Raw genomic sequence first — 18,596 nt, forward strand, 5'->3', positions numbered from 1 at the left:
GAACGGTCTGCGTTGTCGGGAAGATGCGTGATCTGATCCTTCAACTCAGCAAAAGTTCGATTTATTCAACAAAGCCCAGTAGCGTAAGAAAATACGACCCCATCAGACCAATAACCAGCACCGCCATAAAGGTGAAGTTTTTTATTTTATCCGGGCTGGTATGTAATGCGCCGATAAAAAGATGAAAAGGAAGGGCAAAGCGGATAACCACCGTGGCAAGAACGGAGGCGTCCTCACGGCGGGTATAGCCGAGTTTGCCGCTAAGCCATCCGAGCAGCATGATAAATACCAACGGGAAAAGAGATTGCAAGAGCAGTGAAGGCATAAAATGTCCTGACATATATAATCGGATTGTTGTGCTGCCAATCTAACGATCCCCTAATATTTAAAAGGTGATAGCCATCACAGTCATCTGGCTTTAAATAATTTCGCCTTGGCTACTTTACTTACAAATAGAGAAAAGATTATTAAATCATAGCGTTGCATTAACAGAGTTCATTATTTTAGCTGGCGATAACTTTAGCTTCGCGATAATAAATTAAATTACTTAAAATAAACTTTATGGCTCAGTCACAAAGCCGGCAGCGTTAATACGGTTGTCGTTTTTAGTTTTAAAGTCCTGTGCTACCGTTTCGGTGTATTTAGTTGATACGGCGTTTAGTGCTTTTTAGTTCATAGTGCTGCGCGATTTTAATATTGCATCCTGACCCTACGTGACCTCCTTATTATTCAGGTAAAAATATGAAAAATAATTCACTCAACCACCCGATAGATAAAACGTTGCCGAACGGGCAAGCGACTCGACTTTTCGCCAATATCGAAGTCGGCGCTGTGCCGTTAACGCTGTTTATAGGTATCGCCGCGATAGTGGCGCTCTCCGCTGGCGCGGGGTTGTTGCCAAAAAACATGATTGGCGGACTGGCGGTCATCATGACCTTCGGGTTCGCACTGGCGAAAATTGGCCGCATGGTGCCGGTGTTAAAAGATATTGGCGGTCCGGCGATTTTGTGTCTGATGACGCCCTCAGTGCTGGTCTACTTTGGCGTATTTGAAGCGCATACGCTCGATACCGTGCATTTGCTGATGAAGGAGGCCAATCTCCTCTATTTCGTCATCGCCTGCCTGGTGGTCGGCAGTATCCTTGGCATGAACCGCACGATTCTGATCCAGGGGATGGTGCGCATGTTTGTCCCGTTGGTGGTCGGAACCGGCGCGGCAATCGTAACCGGCCTGCTGGTGGGCAGCTTATTCGGCTACAGTATGTATCACACCTTCTTCTTTATCATTGTGCCGATTATCGGTGGCGGCATCGGCGAAGGGATCCTGCCGTTGTCGCTGGCTTATTCGGCGATCCTCGGACAGGCGCCAGATGTCTACGTGGCTCAACTGGCGCCGGCGGCGGTGGTGGGTAACATCTTCGCCATTATCTGCGCCGGCTTTCTGGCCCGCATGGGCGCTCGTCGCCCGGCGCTGTCCGGCAACGGGATGCTGATCCGCAGCCATGAAGATAATAGCGTCTTTGCGCAGAATCAGAGTACGCAGCCCACCGATTTTCAGCTCATGGGCGCCGGGTTGCTGATGATTTGCGCCTTTTTCATCATCGGCGGTCTGCTGGAGAAGGTGGTGCATATTCCGGGGCCGGTTCTGATGATTCTGGCGGCGGTATTCTGCAAATATACAAAAGTTATCCCGGCGGCGATGGAGCTGGGGGCGCACAGTTGCTACAAGTTCGTCTCCGCCGCGCTGGTGTGGCCGCTGATGATCGGCCTGGGCATGCTGTATGTACCGCTGGAGAGCGTGGTCTCGGTCTTCTCCGTTGGCTACGTCGTGGTGTGCGGCTCCATTGTCATTGCCATGGCGCTGAGCGGGTTCTTTATCGCTTCACGCCTTAATATGTATCCTGTGGAAGCCGCCATCGTTACCAGCTGCCACAGCGGGCTGGGCGGAACGGGGGATGTCGCCATTCTCTCGGCCTCAAACCGCATGGGATTGATGCCGTTTGCACAGATTGCGACGCGTATCGGTGGGGCATCAACGGTGATCGCTGCGACGCTATTGCTGAGCTGGATGGTGTAGCCTGCCGGGCGTTGGGCAAAAAAATACCTGCCAGCCGTAGCGCTGGCAGGTAGAGACCGAGGCTTACTCGACGGTGAGGATACGCGTGGTGTTGGTGCTGCCGATGGTGCTCATCACGTCACCCTGGGTAACGACCACCAGATCGCCGGAGACCAGGTAGCCTTTGTCCCGCAGCAGATTGACGGCATCGTGCGCAGCGGCCACCCCGTCATTCTGGCTGTCGAAGAACACCGGCGTCACCCCGCGGTAGAGGGCGGTCAGGTTCAGGGTGCGCTCGTGGCGGGACAGGGCGAAAATCGGCAGACCGGAGCTGATGCGCGAGGTCATCAGCGCGGTACGGCCCGATTCGGTCATGGTGATGATGGCCGTGATGCCTTTCAGGTGGTTGGCGGCATACATCGCCGACATGGCAATCGCTTCTTCCACGTTGTCGAACTGGACGTCCAGACGGTGTTTGGAGACGTTGAGGCTCGGGATTTTTTCGGCGCCCAGACAGACGCGCGCCATCGCGGCCACGGTTTCCGACGGGTACTGACCGGCAGCGGTTTCCGCGGAGAGCATCACCGCATCGGTACCATCCAGCACGGCGTTGGCCACGTCCATGACTTCCGCACGGGTCGGCATCGGGTTGGTGATCATCGACTCCATCATCTGGGTGGCGGTGATGACGGAACGGTTCAGCTGACGCGCACGACGAATCAGCGCTTTCTGGATGCCCACCAGCTCCGGATCGCCGATTTCGACCCCGAGGTCACCGCGGGCAACCATCACCACATCGGAGGCGAGGATCACGTCGTCCATGGCGTCCTGGTCGCAGACGGCTTCCGCACGCTCGACTTTGGCGACGATTTTCGCATCGCAACCGGCATCGCGCGCCAGGCGACGGGCGTAGTTCAGGTCTTCGCCGCAGCGCGGGAAGGAGACGGCGAGATAGTCGACGCCGATTTTAGCGGCGGTGACGATATCGGCCTTGTCTTTGTCAGTCAGCGCTTCGGCAGACAGGCCGCCGCCCAGCTTGTTAATCCCTTTGTTGTTGGACAACGGGCCGCCGACGGTCACTTCGGTGAACACTTTCATCCCCTGAACTTCGAGGACCTTCAGCTGCACGCGACCATCGTCGAGCAGCAGGATATCGCCGGGCACGACGTCCGCCGGCAGGCCTTTATAGTCGATTCCGACTTTCTCTTTGTCGCCTTCGCCCTTGCCGAGGTTGGCGTCGAGCAGGAATTTGTCGCCGACGTTGAGGAAAATTTTGCCTTCTTTAAAGGTCGATACGCGAATTTTTGGTCCCTGGAGGTCGCCGAGGATGGCTACGTGACGGCCCAGTTTTGCCGCAATCTCACGCACTTTATCGGCACGGAGCTGATGATCTTCCGGGGTGCCGTGAGAGAAGTTCATACGCACTACGTTTGCGCCCGCGGCGATAACTTTTTCCAGGTTGTTATCGCGGTCAGTTGCCGGGCCTAAGGTAGTAACGATTTTGGTTCTGCGAAGCCTTCTGGACATGTAATACTCCGTTGACTGATACAACTTTGGTGTTGCGTGAACATGGATTCGGTAGCGCCAGCCTGCAACGTCGCACAGCCGGATCGTTATCGAAGGTGTAATGGGGTACTGCTTGTTATCAACTTTTATTGATTATCACTGGGTACGAACGGTTCTTTATCAAAACGCGATTCCTTCAGCGCTTCCTTGACCCTCTTCAAGTTATCTCTGAATTTTGCTCCCCGGCGCAGGGTAAAGCCAGTTGCCAGCACGTCAATGACGGTCAATTGGGCCAGACGCGAGACCATTGGCATATAGATGTCGGTATCTTCCGGCACATCCAGGGTAATGGCCAGCGTAGCTTCCCGGGCCAGCGGCGAGCCGGGGGAGGTGAGGGCGATCACCATGGCATCGTTTTCACGGGCCAGCTGTGCCAGCTCCACCAGGCTCTTGGTCCTGCCGGTATGCGAGATAATCACCACCACATCATCGTCATCGCAATTCATACAGCTCATGCGTTGCAGGACAATGTCGTCGGAATAGATGACCGGCACGTTAAAGCGGAAAAATTTGTTCATCGCGTCATGAGCGACCGCCGCCGAAGAGCCCAGGCCGAAAAAGGCGATTTTTTTGGCCTGAGTCAGGAGATCCACCGCGCGATTCACTGCCGACATGTCGAGAGAATGATGGACCTGATCTAAACTCGCCATGGCCGATTCAAATATTTTTCCCGTGTATGACTCAACGCTGTCGTCTTCATCAACATTGCGGTTAACATAGAGTGTGCCGTGCGCAAGGCTCTGGGCGAGATGCAGCTTGAAATCAGGAAAGCCGCGGGTTTCGAGACTGCGGCAAAAGCGATTGACGGTCGGTTCGCTCACCCCGGCCTCAAGAGCGAGGGCGGCGATGCTCGAATGAATGGCCTGCGCGGGGGTGGCAAGGATCACTTCCGCCACTTTGCGTTCAGATTTGCTAAGGTGTTCCAGTCGGGACTGGATTTTTTCCAGCATGTTCATTAGTAACAGGGCGCTCATCAATGGAAACGATTTCATTAATGGGTGAAATCATCGGGCGTTTTAGCAAGAATATACCCCTCCGCAAGCGCAAGCGGTGAGGAATGACGGGAAAAAATGTTGTTTTTTTTCATTACATGATCAGAGTCGTATTTTACTGACCTGAAACAGGTACAAACAACGAACAATATCAGCCAGATGCCCAAATCATCGCCGAATGTTTTCACCCTGTGCGGTTTTCCCGCCGCAAACGGAGGGGAAGGCTTTCGGGAAATACGTAAACACAGTACAGTGCAGTGTAAGAAAATTACAAATATAGCCTGGCAAAAGCACCAGACTATCAACTGAGGAGAATGACATGGCGGTAACGCAAACGGCCCAGGCATGCGACCTGGTCATTTTCGGCGCGAAGGGCGACCTGGCGCGGCGTAAATTGTTGCCTTCCCTGTATCAGCTTGAAAAGGCGGGCCAGATCCACGCCGACACCCGGATCATTGGCGTCGGCCGTGCCGACTGGGATAAAGCGGCTTACACCAAAGTGGTGCGCGAAGCGCTGGAAACCTTCATGAAGGAAAAAATTGATGAAGGTTTGTGGGATTCCCTGAGCGGACGCCTGGAGTTCTGTAATCTTGACGTCAATGACACCAGCGGCTTCACCCGCCTGGGCGACATGCTGGACCAAAAGAATCGCGTCACCATCAACTATTTCGCCATGCCGCCGAGCACCTTTGGCGCCATCTGTAAAGGTCTGGGCGAAGCGAAGCTCAATGCCAAGCCTGCGCGCGTGGTCATGGAAAAACCGCTGGGCACCTCGCTGGAAACCTCGCGGGAAATCAACGATCAGGTCGGCGAGTTTTTTGAAGAGTGCCAGGTCTACCGTATCGACCACTACCTCGGAAAAGAGACGGTCCTCAACCTGCTAGCGCTGCGCTTTGCCAACTCCCTGTTCGTCAATAACTGGGACTGCCGTACCATCGATCATGTGGAAATCACCGTCGCGGAAGAGGTAGGCATTGAAGGGCGCTGGGGGTACTTCGATCAGGCCGGACAGATGCGCGACATGATCCAGAACCACCTGCTGCAGATCCTGTGCATGATTGCCATGTCGCCGCCGTCCGATCTCAGCGCCGACAGCATCCGTGATGAAAAGGTTAAAGTGCTGAAATCCCTGCGCCGTATTGACCGCTCCAACGTGCGCGAGAAAACCGTTCGCGGCCAGTACACCGCCGGCTTTGCCCAGGGCAAAAAAGTGCCAGGCTACCTCGAAGAAGAGGGGGCGAACAAAACCAGCAACACCGAAACCTTCGTGGCGATCCGCGTTGATATCGATAACTGGCGCTGGGCTGGTGTACCGTTCTATCTGCGCACCGGCAAACGTCTGCCGACCAAATGTTCCGAAGTGGTGGTTTATTTCAAAACGCCGGAGCTGAACCTGTTTAAAGAGACCTGGCAGGAGCTGCCGCAGAACAAGCTGACCATTCGTCTGCAGCCGGACGAAGGGGTGGATATCCAGGTCCTGAACAAAGTGCCGGGCCTCGACCACAAGCATAACCTGCAGATCACCAAGCTGGATCTGAGCTACTCCGAAACCTTCAACCAGACGCATCTGGCCGATGCCTATGAACGTCTGCTGCTGGAGACCATGCGCGGTATCCAGGCGCTGTTCGTCCGCCGTGATGAAGTGGAAGAGGCGTGGAAGTGGGTGGACTCCATCACAGAAGCCTGGGCAGCCGACCGCGATGCGCCGAAACCGTATCAGGCCGGGACCTGGGGACCCGTGGCCTCGGTAGCCATGATCACCCGCGATGGTCGCTCGTGGAACGAGTTCGAGTAAGCTCGCGGTCTTATCCGTCAGGGTTATTTTACCGGTAACATGATCTGACGCAGAAAGTCGCACGCTTTTTAATCTTTTAAGCCCCGTGAGGATTCACCCACGGGGCTTTTTTTATTACACTGCCTGCAGACATTTTGCCCCTGAGCGCTGGTGTTGGTAGCTTCGGGCACCAAAACACGTCATCTCGCAGCGGCCGGACAGATAAAATTTTGAGGAGCCTTTATGAATTCGACAATGTTACGGGTAACAAATCGCATTATCGAACGGTCGCGTGATACCCGCGCGGCTTACCTCGCAAGGATTAACCAGGCCAAAACCGACACCGTGCATCGTGCGCAACTGGCCTGCGGCAATCTGGCTCACGGTTTCGCGGCCTGTCAGGCCGACGACAAAGCCTCCCTGAAAAGCATGTTGCGCAACAACATCGCCATCATCACCTCCTACAACGATATGTTGTCCGCGCATCAGCCCTACGAACACTACCCGGATATCATTCGCAAAGCGCTGCACAGCGCCAATGCGGTCGGCCAGGTGGCCGGCGGCGTGCCGGCGATGTGCGACGGCGTGACCCAGGGACAGGACGGCATGGAGCTCTCTCTCCTGAGTCGCGAAGTGATCGCCATGTCCGCGGCCATCGGCCTGTCGCATAACATGTTCGATGGCGCGCTGTATCTCGGCGTGTGCGATAAAATTGTGCCCGGACTGACCATGGCGGCGCTCTCATTCGGCCACCTGCCGTCGGTCTTTATTCCCTCCGGTCCGATGGCCAGCGGCCTGCCTAATAAAGAGAAGGTTCGCATTCGCCAGCTATACGCTGAGGGCAAAGTTGACCGCATGGCGCTGCTGGAGTCCGAAGCCGCTTCTTACCACGCTCCGGGGACCTGTACGTTCTACGGTACGGCGAACACCAACCAGATGGTGGTGGAGTTTATGGGCATGCAGCTGCCGGGATCGTCCTTCGTCCATCCGGATGCCCCGCTGCGGGAAGCGCTGACCGCCGCCGCTGCGCGCCAGGTCACCCGCATGACCGGCAATGGCAACGAGTGGATGCCGTTGGGCAAAATGTTTGACGAAAAAGTGGTGGTCAACGGCATTGTGGCGCTGCTGGCGACCGGCGGTTCCACCAACCACACCATGCACCTGGTGGCGATGGCCCGCGCGGCGGGCATCATCATTAACTGGGATGATTTCTCCGACCTGTCAGACGTGGTGCCGCTGCTGGCGCGCCTCTACCCCAACGGCCCGGCGGATATCAACCATTTCCAGGCGGCGGGCGGCGTTCCGGTTCTGGTGCGCGAGCTGCTGAAAGGCGGCCTGCTGCATGAGGACGTTCACACCGTCGCCGGCTTCGGCCTGTCGCGCTACACCCTCGAGCCGTGGCTCAACAACGGCGAGCTGGACTGGCGGGAAGGCGCGACGGCGCCGCTTGACGATCAGGTCATCGCGACTTTCGAGAAACCGTTCTCCCGTCACGGCGGCACCAAGGTGCTGAGCGGTAACCTCGGCCGTGCGGTCATGAAAACCTCGGCAGTCCCGGTAGAGAACCAGGTGATCGAAGCGCCGGCGGTGGTGTTCGAGAGCCAGCACGACGTGTTGCCGGCCTTTGAAGCGGGTCTGCTGGACAAAGACTGCGTGGTGGTGGTCCGTCATCAGGGGCCAAAAGCGAACGGGATGCCAGAATTACATAAACTTATGCCGCCACTTGGTGTATTATTGGACCGCCGTTTCAAAATAGCGCTGGTGACCGATGGCCGACTCTCTGGCGCCTCCGGTAAAGTCCCGTCAGCCATCCATGTCACGCCTGAAGCCTATGATGGTGGGTTGCTGGCGAAAGTGCGCGATGGCGATCTTATTCGCGTGAACGGGCAGACGGGGGAACTGACGCTGCTGGTGGACGATGCCGAACTGGCGGCGCGTCAGCCGCATATCCCTGACCTCAGCGCGTCGCGCGTAGGAACCGGTCGGGAGATGTTTGGGGCGCTGCGTGAGAAGCTCTCTGGCGCGGAGCAGGGCGCAACCTGCATCACTTTTTAAGACGATTTAATTTCTAGATCTGGCGAGAGAAAATCCTGATGAAAAACTGGAAAACAACAGCAGAAGCAATCCTCACCTCCGGTCCGGTTGTCCCGGTTATCGTAGTGAAAAAGCTGGAACACGCGGTACCGATGGCGAAAGCGCTGGTCGCGGGCGGCGTGCGCGTCCTGGAAGTGACTCTGCGCACCGAGTGCGCCCTGGAGGCGATCCGCGCGATTGCTAAAGAAGTGCCGGACGCGATTGTCGGCGCGGGCACCGTCACCAACGTCGAGCAGCTGAAAGCGGTAACAGAAGCCGGCGCGCAGTTCGCTATCAGCCCGGGGCTGACCGAATCTCTGCTGAAAGCGGCGACCGAAGACGGCACTATTCCGCTGATCCCGGGGATCAGCACCGTCTCCGAGCTGATGCTGGGCATGCAGTACGGTCTGAAAGAGTTTAAATTCTTCCCGGCGGAAGCCAACGGCGGCGTGAAAGCGCTGCAGGCGATTGCTGGTCCGTTCGGTCACATTCGTTTCTGCCCGACCGGCGGTATCTCCCCGGCCAACTACCGTGATTACCTGGCGCTGAACAGCGTGCTGTGCATCGGTGGTTCCTGGCTGGTGCCGGCCGACGCCCTGGAAGCTGGCGACTACGATCGCATCACCACCCTGGCGCGTGAAGCGGTGGAAGGCGCGAAGTAAACCGCGCCTCAAGGTCAACAACCCGGTCAGCGGCAACGCGACCGGGTTTTTTTATTATTTATCCTTCGACGATAACCGCCGCGGCGGCGGTTTTAGCTCGCGCCACGGCCTCTTCCACTGAATCGGCGACGGCGAGGGTCACCCCCAGACGACGGGTGCCGTCAATCTCCGGCTTGCCGAACAGACGCAGCTGCAGGCCAGCTCCGACGGCCGACTGCAGCTGGCCGAAGCTGACGTTCTGGCTGGTCAGCTGCGGAAGGATCACCGCGGAAGCGGCTGGGCCATACTGGCGGATGGCGCCGACGGGCAGCCCAAGAAAGGCGCGAACGTGCAGAGCGAATTCCGAGAGATCCTGCGAAATAAGCGTCACCATTCCGGTGTCGTGCGGGCGCGGGGAGACTTCGCTGAAGATCACCTCGTCGCCGCAAACGAACAGCTCCACGCCGAACAGGCCATGCCCCCCCAGCGCCAGCACGACCTTACGGGCGATATCCTGAGCGCGTTCAAGGGCCAGGTCGCTCATCTGCTGCGGCTGCCAGGATTCACGATAATCGCCATCTTCCTGACGATGGCCGACCGGGGCGCAGAAATGCACGCCATCGACGGCGCTGACGGTGAGCAGGGTGATTTCAAAGTCGAAATTCACCACCCCTTCGACGATCACCCGCCCGGCGCCGGCGCGGCCGCCCTGCTGGGCGTAGCGCCAGGCTTCGCTGAGCTGGTCAGCCGAGCGGATAAAGCTTTGTCCTTTACCGGAGGAGCTCATCACCGGTTTGACGATGCACGGCAAGCCGATCTCCGCAACCGCCGCGCGGAAGGCGTCTTCACTGTCGGCGAAACGGTAGCTGGAGGTGGGGAGCTGAAGCTCTTCCGCCGCCAGACGGCGAATGCCTTCGCGGTTCATGGTGAGCTTCGCTGCCCGCGCCGTGGGGACCACTTTCTGCCCGGCCTGCTCCAGTTTGACCAGGGTATCGGTGGCGATAGCTTCGATCTCCGGCACGATGTAATCAGGTTTTTCCTGTTCGATCAGCGCGCGCAGGCTCTCGCCGTGCAGCATATTGATGACGTGGGCGCGGTGGGCGACCTGCATCGCCGGGGCATCGGGGTAGCGGTCGACGGCGATAGTTTCAATGCCCAGGCGCTGACATTCAATGGCGACTTCTTTACCCAGCTCGCCGGAGCCTAACAGCATAACTTTGGTGGCTGCCGGGCGCAGCGCGGTGCCTAATACAGTCATAACTCTCTTCCGCAGTAAAAAAAGATGCGGTCGATTATAAACGAAAACGTTTGCGTCTGTCTTTACGCGCGTGAGTTGAGTCCGGAAGTGAAATTTGTTATACTGTATAAAAATACAGTATCGAGAGGCTGCAGCATGGCGGTTGAAATTAAATATGTGGTGATCCGCGAAGGTGAGGAAAAAATGTCTTTTGCCAGCAAAAAAGAGGCCGACGCTTACGACAAAATGCTCGATCTGGCAGAGGTGCTGAATGACTGGCTGGTAGCATCGCCGCTGGAAATGGACGATGCCCAGCGCGATACCATGGCGATGTGGCTGGCGGAGCGTAAAGAGGCGCTGCAGCATATCCTGCGCGCCGGCAAACTGCCGGAGCAGGATGCGACTGCGCACGATGCGCCCGCGCCGTCAACGGACGCAGAGGCTTCCCCGGCGGAAGATGCCGCCGCGCCGGCTGCCAAAACGCGGAAAGCCAAAGCGGCCTGATGGCTGGCGGTCAGCCACTGGCGGGCTGGCGTGCTGGCGTGCTGGCGTGCTGGCGTGCTGGCGTGCTGGCGTGCTGGCGGGTTGGCGGGTTGGCGGGTTGGTCGGCTGAACCCGGTACCGCCGCCGCGCGCACCTTTGCGCATCTTTAGCCATATCTAACATTTCCTGACATCGCGTCGTTTAGGCTGATAACAGTGTTTGTCACCTGAGAGGAAAACCATGGCTAACTGGCTAAATCAACTGCAGTCGCTGCTCGGACAGCAGGGCGCGTCGCCGTCCGGCGAATCGTCAAAAGGAAGCGCCCTGCTGCCCGGCGCCATTGGCGGGCTGGCAGGGCTGTTGGTGACCAGCAAATCGTCACGCAAGCTGCTGGCGAAATATGGCACCAGCGCGCTGCTGGCTGGCGGCGGGGCAGTGGCGGGTACCGTGTTGTGGAACAAGTATCAGCAGAAAATGCGCGCTCAGAACGCGCCCGCCCCGACACCAGAGACGGCTGCGGCGCCGGCGGATGTCGATCCGCGCAGCGTGCGGCTGATCACCGCCCTGGTGTTTGCCGCCAAAAGCGATGGGCATATCGACGATCACGAGCGGACGAGGATTGAAGCCCAGCTTCGGGAGGCCAATATTGACGTTCAGGCCAGGGTGCTGATTGACCAGGCGCTGGCTCAGCCGCTGGATCCGCAGCGTCTCGCCGAGGGCATCGTTGACCCGCAGGAGGCGCTGGAGATCTACTACGTCAGCTGCGCGGTGATCGATATCGACCACTTTATGGAGCGCAGCTATCTCAACGCCCTGGGTGAGGCCCTGGCGTTGCCAAAAGATGTCCGGGCCGACATCGAACAGGATATCCAGTCACAAAAACAGGCGCTAAGCGTTTAAATTATCACGTTTCGCTTGCATCGCCCGCGTCTTTTGCCACCCTTATAGACACGTCATCATTCAGGCGCCACCCTGCGGCCTGAATGCTCTTGTGTCACGAAAAAGCAGCAGAAGAATAACATGCCACCTAAAGCCAAACGGATCCCTCACGCCATGACCTTGCATGGCGATACACGCATCGATAACTATTACTGGCTGCGCGACGATGAACGCGCGCGGCCTGATGTGCTGGAATATCTGCACGCGGAAAACGCCTACGGCAAGCAAGTGATGGATTCGCAGCTCAGCCTGCAGGAGCGTCTGCTGAAAGAGATTATCGACCGCATTCCGCAGCGGGAAGTCTCGGCTCCCTACAGCAAAAACGGCTTTCGCTATCGTCAGGTGTACGAGCCGGGCTGCGAATACGCTATCTACCAGCGCCAGTCGGTGCTGAAAGAGGAGTGGGACGAGTGGGAGATCCTGCTTGATGCCAACCAGCGGGCGGCGAAAAGCGAGTTTTACACCCTGGGCGGGCTGGGCATTGCGCCCAACAACCAGCTGATGGCGGTGGCGGAAGATTATCTCTCCCGCCGCCAGTACGGCCTGCGCTTTTGCGATCTCAGCAACGGCGAGTGGTATCCGGAGACCCTGGAAAATGTCACCTCCGGCTTTGCCTGGAGTAACGATTCACGCTTTGTGTGGTATGTGCGTAAACATCCCACCACGCTGCTTCCTTATCAGGTCTGGCGCCACACCGTCGGGACGCCGGCGCAGAGCGACGCGCTGGTCTATGAGGAAAAAGATGAGACCTTCTACGTCAGCGTGCATAAAACCACATCCCAGCAGTTCGTGGTGATCTATCTCTCCAGCGCCACCACCAGCGAAGTGCTGCTGCTCAACGCCGAATTGCCAGACGCCGAGCCGGTCTGCTTCCTGCCGCGGCGTAAAGATCATGAATATAGCCTCGATCACTATCAGCACGCTTTTTATCTGCGATCCAACCGGGAGGGGAAGAATTTTGGCCTCTACCGTACCGTGCTGCGCGATGAAGAGCAGTGGACCACGCTGATCCCGCCGCGTCACGACGTAATGCTCGAAGGATTTACCCTGTTTACCGACTGGCTGGTCGTCGAGGAGCGTCAGCGCGGCCTGACCAGTTTGCGGCAGATTAACCGCAGGACCCAGGAGGTGGTAGGGATCGCCTTTGACGATCCGGCCTATGTCACCTGGCTTGCCTATAACCCGGAGCCTGAAACGTCGCGCCTGCGCTACGGCTACTCCTCGATGACCACGCCCGACACCCTGTTTGAGCTGGATATGGATACCGGCGAACGACGGGTGATCAAGCAGCAGGAGGTGAAGGGGCTGGACACCCGCTGCTATCAGAGCGAGCACCTGTGGGTAACCGCCCGCGATGGCGTCGAAGTCCCGGTCTCGCTGGTCTATCATCGCGACCATTTTCGTAAAGGGAGCAATCCGCTGCTGGTCTATGGCTATGGCTCGTATGGCGACAGTATCGATGCCGATTTCAGCGCCAGCCGGCTGAGCCTGCTCAACCGGGGCTTTGTCTACGCTATCGCCCACGTTCGCGGCGGCGGCGAGCTGGGCCAGCAATGGTATGAGGACGGTAAATTCCTGTGTAAGAAAAATACCTTCAACGACTATCTGGACGTCTGCGACGCGCTGCTGGCCCAGGGGTACGGCGACCCGCGGCTCTGCTATGGCATGGGCGGCAGCGCCGGCGGGATGCTGATGGGGGTGGCCGTTAACGAGCGTCCAGAGCTGTTCCACGGCGTAATAGCTCAGGTGCCGTTCGTCGACGTGGTGACCACCATGCTGGATGAGACCATTCCGCTGACGACCGGCGAATTTGAAGAGTGGGGGAACCCGCAGGATGAAACCTATTACCACTACATGAAAAGCTACAGCCCCTACGACGGCGTGGAGGCGCAGGCGTATCCGCATATGCTGGTGACCACCGGGCTGCACGATTCCCAGGTGCAATACTGGGAGCCGGCGAAGTGGGTGGCGAAACTGCGTGAACTGAAAACCGACGATAACCTGCTGCTGCTCTGCACCGATATGGACTCCGGACATGGCGGAAAATCCGGGCGCTTTAAAAGCTATGAGGGGGTGGCGCTGGAGTACGCCTTTTTCATCGCCCTGGCGCAGGGGACACTGCCGGGGAAAGCGGCAGTGTAGGGGCTATTCCCCGAGATAATGCTTGAGCGTGAGGCGCAGCTCGGGGCTCATGCGGTCGAGATTGTTGAATAACCAGCGCAGATAGCCTGGATCGTTTTCAGCAATCTCGGCGACGGCTTTGCCGCGGTATTTGCCGAAGGTGAAGGTGGTGAGCAGCGCCGGCCGACCGGTGATATCGGCCATTTCGTCAGGCGTCCAGCCGGAAACGTTGATGATATCCAGCAGCAGCGCAGCGGTGATATAGCAGTCATACAGCGCCCGGTGGTGATGCAGCCCCGGCGGCGTGGCCACGTTCAGCTTACGTGATTTATAGAGCCCCATATTGCTGTATTTGATCCCCGGCCACAGCCGGCGGGCCAGCTTCATGGTACATATCCACTCGCCATGCATCTCCGGTAACACCCGACGATCGAAGCTGGCGTTATGCGCGACATACCACGGGCTGCCATGATAGTGCGGAATAATCTCCTCAATCCACGGCTTATCGGCGACCATCTCTTCGGTAATCCGGTGGATAGCCATCGCCTGCGGGCTGATGGGGCGGTCAGGACGCACCAGATGACTCATGGGATTGGTGATCTGCCCGTCGACAATGTCGACCGAGGCGACTTCAACGATGCCCCCCTGCAGTCCGCAGGTTTCGGTATCAATGACGCGCAGCATGGCTCGCTCCAGAACAAAACAATAAGCGTAAAGCAATTGGCCAGGCTTGCCAACCGACGGCGAGGGGGGAAGTAGGCATTATTTCTGTTTCGGCTCCCAGGGCAGGCGGGACAGTGAGACGGAGGCCAGCCGATGGGCGATCAGTCGTTCGCGGAACCAGTCGCGCAGATGGGCGGGCTGTTCACGCTCGACCAAATCAGCGACCACCGGCATATTATACCGCTCTTTAAAGGCGACGCCGGCGGCGGCGAGATCGACGTTGACTTTATCCATCTCATCTTGCGAAATTTTGGCCAGATTTCTTTCCATCATACACTCCACTCTGCTTGTAAACCCGGTCAGGGCCTGACGCCCGGCTCGACTCTGCCATTATACAGGGTTATTCTCTGTGCTACAGACATAACAAAAGGGAATGACGAATATGCGACTTCTTGCTGGACGCGCGATGCGCCTCTCCGTTGCGTTTGCCGGGCTATTAACCGCGACGGGCGCGCTCGCCCACGCTCACCTGCAGCAGCAGATCCCCGCCGCCGGCGCGCAGCTGGCGGCTTCTCCGCAGACGCTGACGCTCAGTTTCTCCGAAGGCATTGAACCCGCGTTCAGCGGGGTGTCCGTCACCGGTCCGCAGCAGCATGCGGTGGCCACCGGCAAACTGACCCGCAGCGCCGACAACCCCACCCAGGTCACCGTGCCTGTGGCGGAAACCCTGCGGCCGGGAGAATACACTGTGGCATGGCATGTAGTTTCAGTGGATGGCCATAAAACCAAAGGGCAATACACCTTTAGCGTGAAGTAAGCAATGCTGACTGGGCTCTATATTACCCTGCGTTTTGGGCATTTTATCGCCCTGATGCTGGCTTTTGGCTGCGTGCTGTATGGCGCCTGGTGGGCGCCGGTGCCGCTGCGACGCGTACTGATGCTGCGCTTCTATCCGCTGTTGCGCCCGCTGCTGCTGATCGGCGCGCTCTCTACCCTGGCGCTGTATCTGCTGCAGGGGGGAATGATGGGCGAGGGGTGGGCGGATGTCTGGCAACCCGCCGTCTGGCAGGCGGTGGCGGGTACCCGCTTCGGCGGGGTGTGGATCTGGCAGATCCTGCTGGTGTGGATCGCCCTCGCCGTGGTGTGGATCCGTCCCCGCCACGGCGCTCGCCAGCTGGTGGCCCTGCTGGCGGCCCAGCTGCTGCTTTCCGCTGGGGTAGGGCATGCCGCCATGCATGATGGTTTACTCGGCGCCCTGCAGCGGACTAATCATGCTGTCCACCTCTTCTGCGTTGCCAGCTGGTTCGGCGGCCTGTTGCCCTTTATCTATTGCCTGCGCCTGGCGCAGGGGCGCTGGCGGCAGGCCGCGGTCTATACCATGGCGCGCTTTTCACGCTACGGGCATCTGGCCGTCGCCGGCACCCTTGCCAGCGGGGCGATCAATGCGCTGTTGATCCAGGGAGGATTGATTGGCGCATCGCCCTGGGGACGTCTGCTGTTGATCAAATGTGCGCTGGTGGCCGGGATGGTGGTAATTGCGTTAGTGAACAGGTATGTTCTGGTACCGCGCATGTCGGCAAGCGGTTCGCGGGCGGAAAGCCTGATCCTGCGAACCACGCAGGCCGAGATAGGGCTGGGCGCGCTGGCGCTGCTGGCCGTCAGCCTGTTTGCCACCTGGGAACCTTATTGAATTAACTGGCAAAATCATGAAAAAAATTGTTCTGACCATGTTGTTACTGGCAAGCTCCGGCGCTGCTCTGGCGGCGCCGCAAATTATCACCGTGAGCCGCTTTGAGGTAGGAAAGGAGAGCTGGGCGTTCAACCGTGAAGAGGTGATGTTGACCTGTCGTCCGGGCAATGCCCTCTACGCTATCAACCCGAGCACCCTGGTCCAGTATCCGCTCAATGAGGTGGCTGAGCAGCAGGTCAAAGCCGGCAAAACCACCGCCCAGCCGATCTCGGTGATCCAGATCGACGATCCGCAGCACCCGGGGCAAAAAATGAGCCTCGCGCCGTTTATCGAGCGCGCGCAGAAGCTCTGCTAGATTTTCGCGCTATCTCGCTGTAATGACATAAAAAAAACCGCCCTTGCCGGACAACGGCAGTGGCGGTTTTTTCGCTAACAGCGCCCTCTTTTCCAGGAATTATTCGGCCACATTGGCCGCAGACTGGAAAAGCTGACGCGTTAAACTATTCTTATAGTGCAAGGCGACTTAGCCTGCATTAATGCCAACTTTTAGCGCACGGCTCTCTCCCAAGAGCCATTTCCCTGGACCGAATACAGGAATCGTATTCGGTCTCTTTTTATCTTAATCTGTCTGCTTTCGCGATGACCAGCGACATCCTGTCAGTCAATCACCAGGCTGGTCTCTGGATGTCCCGTTATAGCACACCGTTTTTAGCATACACAATTCATTTACACACAAATTGTATCCTGCGGAAGAACGATATGGGGAAGGCGGAACCGTAAGCGAGGGGAGAGGAAAAGAAAAAACCTGCACCTAAACAGGCCCGGCGTGCAGGTTAACTGGCGGGCCAACATCGGAAGTCTGCTAGTATACCTATTTGTATGATAAATTAAATAAACAAAACTTTATTGATTTGGCAATTCATGCGATTAGTCGTCCGCGCCCCACGAAATGGCGGCAAATAATATTCAGGGGCGTAGTTTCGGGCAAAAAATATTATTCCGGAACGCTAAAGGTGGGAAATATCTGACTCTCCAGATAGCAGAGTAAAAGCCAAATTTCATCGCTGAAAATAAACCATATGCTGCCCAGCAGCATGACCGCCAGAATAATCAGCAGAAAAATTTCGGTTTTACTCATCATGCTAACGACTATCCAATGGCCTGCGGGACCATGATAGTAGCGAAATAAGAACATAATAAGCAAACGCCGCGTAACGGGGCGGGTTCGCTGGTCGCGAAATTTACATGCCCGGCAGCGGCTGCGTCAATATTGCCACCTGCTCCGCCAGCTGATCCAGCAGCTGGAATCGACGCCGGTATTCGGCCCGTTTTTTACTGGCGATGCTCTCCAGCGGTTTTCTTTCCAGACGCAGCGGTAGCTGCCAGCGCCAGAGGCTTTCCGGCTTGCCGTCGATGGATTGCCAGAACTCGTCATAGCTGGCGTGGAAATGGCGCCCCTTGCTCAGGCGATAGCGCAGGGCGCGGAACACATGGCCGTTATCGCTGACGCCGTAAATCGCCGCGATATGGCTGCGAGCGGCCAGCAGCCAGATAAACTCCAGCAGCAGGCGCTTCGGGAACAGGCCGTAGCAGGCGCGAGTCGCCTGCTTGATCACCTCATGAGAAACGTGGCGTCGCGGTCCCTGTAAACCGCCGATGACCAGCTGCCAGGCGTCGCCCTCCCGGGTCACGCTGAAGGTCGCGCTGGCCAGCAGGGTATGGTCGCTGTCGCGCAGCCATAGGGTGGTTTCACCCTCACGCTCGGCCTTCCCGGCCGAAGAGGCCGAGAGGGTAAACTGGCGTTCATCCTTTCCATTGAGCGTCAGCAACGGGACCTCGCACACCGCGGTCATGGCATGCGCCAGCCGCGACCCGCGCAGGGTATCGACATAGCGATAATGGCTTATGACCGCCATCGCCCGCTGCCAGGCGTTGAGATCGCGCGTCAGATATTGACGGTGCACTTTCCCCGGCAGCGTCGCCTGCGCCGTCAGCAGCTGGTTAAAATCGTCACGAGCGCTCAGCGCCTCCAGCATCGCTTTGGTAGGGCTATAAAATAACGCCGTGCGCAGCAGAAACTTAAAGCGGTAATTTTTCTGCCGCCAGATAGGTGCGGGTGTTAATCTGCCCATCACCAGATCGGCGATGAGATGCGAGCGCGGCGTAAGCACGCTGGATGAATGCAGGCTATTGTCTGTCACGATAAACACCTCGTTGTTATTTCCTGCTATTTTAAAGCGAGGCACTGGTAAGCTTAATGCTCTGGCCGACTATATTTGCCGTTTGTTTAAAATCGATTGAGGTGTAAATAAAAAACAGCGGCTGTAAGCTGGAATTACCTATAATTACGGCAGAGAGGTAA

Annotated in this window: 18 protein-coding genes and 1 pseudogene; 11 read left to right on the plus strand and 8 right to left on the minus strand. The window is 57.6% G+C overall.

Translation table 11 applies throughout. The features are described 5' to 3' along the window. Positions 1 to 76: 76 nt before the first annotated feature. Positions 77 to 325, minus strand: a pseudogene (locus L2I46_RS00005) (AEC family transporter); the annotation flags it as partial. Positions 326 to 741: 416 nt separating this feature from the next. Here L2I46_RS00005 and L2I46_RS00010 point away from each other — a divergent pair. Continuing rightward, entirely contained in the window at positions 742 to 2,076 is a 1,335-nt protein-coding gene (locus L2I46_RS00010) for a 2-hydroxycarboxylate transporter family protein (RefSeq protein WP_236947446.1), read from the plus strand. Positions 2,077 to 2,139: 63 nt separating this feature from the next. Here the strand turns inward: L2I46_RS00010 and pyk are convergent, their stop codons facing one another. Beyond that, positions 2,140 to 3,582, minus strand: coding sequence for a pyruvate kinase (pyk, locus tag L2I46_RS00015; protein ID WP_002911440.1), 1,443 nt, complete (start codon positions 3,580 to 3,582; stop codon positions 2,140 to 2,142). 125 nt (positions 3,583 to 3,707) lie between these two features. Then, complete coding sequence (locus L2I46_RS00020) at positions 3,708 to 4,613, minus strand: MurR/RpiR family transcriptional regulator (protein ID WP_072096624.1); 906 nt, start codon at positions 4,611 to 4,613, stop codon at positions 3,708 to 3,710. 159 nt (positions 4,614 to 4,772) lie between these two features. Between L2I46_RS00020 and L2I46_RS00025 the strand changes: the two genes are divergently transcribed. The 4 genes from L2I46_RS00025 to L2I46_RS00040 all read left to right on the plus strand — a co-directional run bounded on the left by L2I46_RS00025 (position 4,773) and on the right by L2I46_RS00040 (position 9,122). After that, on the plus strand, positions 4,773 to 4,922 hold the full coding sequence (locus tag L2I46_RS00025) for a hypothetical protein (RefSeq protein WP_032453387.1): 150 nt from the start codon (positions 4,773 to 4,775) through the stop codon (positions 4,920 to 4,922). A gap of 10 nt (positions 4,923 to 4,932) precedes the next feature. Further along, positions 4,933 to 6,408, plus strand: a complete 1,476-nt coding sequence (gene zwf, locus L2I46_RS00030) for a glucose-6-phosphate dehydrogenase (protein WP_004203394.1) — start codon at positions 4,933 to 4,935, stop codon at positions 6,406 to 6,408. Positions 6,409 to 6,630: 222 nt separating this feature from the next. After that, a complete protein-coding gene (gene edd, locus L2I46_RS00035) occupies positions 6,631 to 8,442 on the plus strand; it encodes a phosphogluconate dehydratase (protein WP_023290242.1) in 1,812 nt (603 codons plus the stop codon). A gap of 38 nt (positions 8,443 to 8,480) precedes the next feature. Continuing rightward, positions 8,481 to 9,122: a bifunctional 4-hydroxy-2-oxoglutarate aldolase/2-dehydro-3-deoxy-phosphogluconate aldolase gene (locus tag L2I46_RS00040; RefSeq protein ID WP_002911423.1), complete on the plus strand. Its 642-nt coding sequence runs from the start codon at positions 8,481 to 8,483 to the stop codon at positions 9,120 to 9,122. Between the two features lie 58 nt (positions 9,123 to 9,180). On the opposite strand, the gene purT is transcribed toward L2I46_RS00040, so the two are convergent. After that, entirely contained in the window at positions 9,181 to 10,359 is a 1,179-nt protein-coding gene (gene purT, locus L2I46_RS00045; RefSeq protein WP_105490720.1) for a formate-dependent phosphoribosylglycinamide formyltransferase, read from the minus strand. Between the two features lie 135 nt (positions 10,360 to 10,494). Between purT and L2I46_RS00050 the strand changes: the two genes are divergently transcribed. The 3 genes from L2I46_RS00050 (at position 10,495) to ptrB (ending at position 13,902) form a co-directional block, all read left to right on the plus strand. Next, positions 10,495 to 10,842, plus strand: a complete 348-nt coding sequence (locus L2I46_RS00050; RefSeq protein WP_032453376.1) for a YebG family protein — start codon at positions 10,495 to 10,497, stop codon at positions 10,840 to 10,842. Positions 10,843 to 11,061: 219 nt separating this feature from the next. Next, entirely contained in the window at positions 11,062 to 11,721 is a 660-nt protein-coding gene (locus L2I46_RS00055) for a tellurite resistance TerB family protein (RefSeq protein WP_105490719.1), read from the plus strand. A 120-nt stretch (positions 11,722 to 11,841) separates the two neighbouring features. After that, positions 11,842 to 13,902, plus strand: coding sequence for an oligopeptidase B (gene ptrB / locus L2I46_RS00060; protein ID WP_236947447.1), 2,061 nt, complete (start codon positions 11,842 to 11,844; stop codon positions 13,900 to 13,902). A gap of 3 nt (positions 13,903 to 13,905) precedes the next feature. Here ptrB and exoX read toward each other — a convergent pair whose 3' ends face one another. Further along, on the minus strand, positions 13,906 to 14,565 hold the full coding sequence (gene exoX, locus L2I46_RS00065; protein ID WP_023290237.1) for an exodeoxyribonuclease X: 660 nt from the start codon (positions 14,563 to 14,565) through the stop codon (positions 13,906 to 13,908). 78 nt (positions 14,566 to 14,643) lie between these two features. After that, the gene (locus L2I46_RS00070) at positions 14,644 to 14,874 is read right to left on the minus strand and encodes a DNA polymerase III subunit theta (RefSeq protein WP_002911406.1); all 231 of its coding nucleotides are present in this window, start codon (positions 14,872 to 14,874) and stop codon (positions 14,644 to 14,646) included. Between the two features lie 112 nt (positions 14,875 to 14,986). Between L2I46_RS00070 and yobA the strand changes: the two genes are divergently transcribed. The 3 genes from yobA to L2I46_RS00085 are packed head-to-tail and all read left to right on the plus strand — an operon-like array spanning position 14,987 to position 16,589. Beyond that, positions 14,987 to 15,361: a CopC domain-containing protein YobA gene (gene yobA / locus L2I46_RS00075; protein ID WP_032453372.1), complete on the plus strand. Its 375-nt coding sequence runs from the start codon at positions 14,987 to 14,989 to the stop codon at positions 15,359 to 15,361. Positions 15,362 to 15,364: 3 nt separating this feature from the next. Then, on the plus strand, positions 15,365 to 16,234 hold the full coding sequence (gene copD, locus L2I46_RS00080; protein WP_236947448.1) for a copper homeostasis membrane protein CopD: 870 nt from the start codon (positions 15,365 to 15,367) through the stop codon (positions 16,232 to 16,234). 16 nt (positions 16,235 to 16,250) lie between these two features. Then, on the plus strand, positions 16,251 to 16,589 hold the full coding sequence (locus L2I46_RS00085) for a YebY family protein (protein ID WP_002911404.1): 339 nt from the start codon (positions 16,251 to 16,253) through the stop codon (positions 16,587 to 16,589). Positions 16,590 to 17,228: 639 nt separating this feature from the next. On the opposite strand, the gene L2I46_RS00090 is transcribed toward L2I46_RS00085, so the two are convergent. Both L2I46_RS00090 and L2I46_RS00095 read right to left on the minus strand, forming a co-directional pair. Continuing rightward, positions 17,229 to 17,372, minus strand: a complete 144-nt coding sequence (locus tag L2I46_RS00090) for an Ecr family regulatory small membrane protein (protein WP_142777084.1) — start codon at positions 17,370 to 17,372, stop codon at positions 17,229 to 17,231. 103 nt (positions 17,373 to 17,475) lie between these two features. After that, entirely contained in the window at positions 17,476 to 18,444 is a 969-nt protein-coding gene (locus tag L2I46_RS00095) for a VirK/YbjX family protein (RefSeq protein WP_072413392.1), read from the minus strand. Positions 18,445 to 18,596: the final 152 nt, after the last annotated feature.

The sequence above is a fragment of the Klebsiella sp. 2019SCSN059 genome, from assembly GCF_021739525.1.
Lineage (GTDB): Bacteria > Pseudomonadota > Gammaproteobacteria > Enterobacterales > Enterobacteriaceae > Klebsiella > Klebsiella quasipneumoniae.